Raw genomic sequence first — 1,425 nt, 5'->3', positions numbered from 1 at the left:
GCCATGTCGATGCCGGATGTCACGCCGCCCGCCGTGAAGATATTTCCGTCCACACACATGCGCTCTCTGGTGACGATGGCACCGAACGCCGGCAGAAAATCGATGGCCTGCCAGTGGCAGGTGCTTCGCCTGCCCTTGAGAAGGCCCGCGGCGCCGAGCAGCAACGAACCCGTACAGATACCGAAGATGTACTTCGCTGACTTTGCTTGCCTGCGGGTGAAATTGACCCACTCGGCGTCCAGTATGGCGTCGTCGGTTCCAGGTCCCCCCGGCACCACCAGCAGGTCGCAGGGCGGTGCGTTTGCGATGGTCGTGGTGGGTGTCAGCGTGAGGCCGCGGTCCGAGCGGACTGGCTCCAGTGACTTCCCTACGAGCTCGACATGCACCCCCGGCACACGTGCCAGGACTTCAAAGGGCCCTGTCAAATCAAGTTGTGTCAGTGCATTGAAGAGAATAATATTAACTTTCATGAACACCCTCCTTAATACGCTGACGGTAAGGCCAGGTGCCGCAGGGACAGTGCCAAAAGCGGGCGAATGTGCGCCAAAATGGGTGGCATTTCTCTTGTTTGACGGCTTCCAGCCCATTGACCTCGCCGGGCCGTGGCAGGCATTTGCCACGGCAAATGAAGAGGTGGGCGTTCCGGCGTATCGCCTGATCACTGTGGCACGGAAGGACGTTGTAACGAGCGCCGATGGTGCACTGAAAATCCATGTGGACCACGATCTGGGGGCTGCCGCGGCATTGCCGATCGATGCGCTGGTGGTGCCGGGCGGTGGCGGTATCCATGCGGCATGTGCCGATCTTCAATTGGTCAACTGGCTGCGGGAAAGAGACCAGGCCACACGTAGAACCTGCAGCGTTTGCACGGGGGCCTTCCTGCTCGCCGCCACCGGGCTGTTGAGTGGCCGGGAGGTCACCACCCACTGGCGATCCGCCGAGAGATTGCAGCGGGACTTTCCGGACCTCAGGGTTAACGACGACAAGATCTACTGCGAAAGCGGCAAGTACTGGACCACGGCGGGTGTTACCGCCGGCATCGACCTCGCGCTGGCCCTTATCGAGCGCGACCATGGCGCCGACATCTCGCAGCGTGTCGCGCGGCGGCTGCTTGTCTATTTACGCAGGGACGGCGATCAGCGCCAGTACAGCCAGGCCCTGAGGATTCAGGATCGGGCCGTTGCACCATTTCGCCAGTTGATCGAGTTGTTGCAGGCCCGGCTTGATCACGAATGGTCCGTCGACGAGATGGCGGATATGTGCAATATGTCCCGGCGCACTTTTCAGCGCAAGTTTGCGGAAAACTTCGGCATGGGTCCCATAGCCGCACTCAACAGCTTGCGGTGTGAACAGGCGGAAATCCTCGCCAGCTCGGGGTGTCTGTCGGGGAAGGAAGTCCAGAGGCATACCGGATCGACCCGGGGT

2 protein-coding genes are annotated in these 1,425 nt (G+C 61.1%); one reads left to right on the top strand and one right to left on the bottom strand.

Going from position 1 to position 1,425, the window contains the following annotated elements:
• The coding region (locus tag AC1DWI_RS23110; protein WP_477725910.1) for a DJ-1/PfpI family protein at positions 1 to 470 on the bottom strand (470 nt) is incomplete at its 3' end.
• Between the two features lie 82 nt (positions 471 to 552).
• Between AC1DWI_RS23110 and AC1DWI_RS23105 the strand changes: the two genes are divergently transcribed.
• The coding region (locus tag AC1DWI_RS23105) for a GlxA family transcriptional regulator (protein ID WP_477725911.1) at positions 553 to 1,425 on the top strand (873 nt) is incomplete at its 3' end.

The organism is Polaromonas sp. P3_C2 (assembly GCF_056402675.1).
The sequence above is the reverse complement of the archived record's forward strand: the minus strand, read 5'-3'. Positions and strand labels throughout refer to the sequence as shown.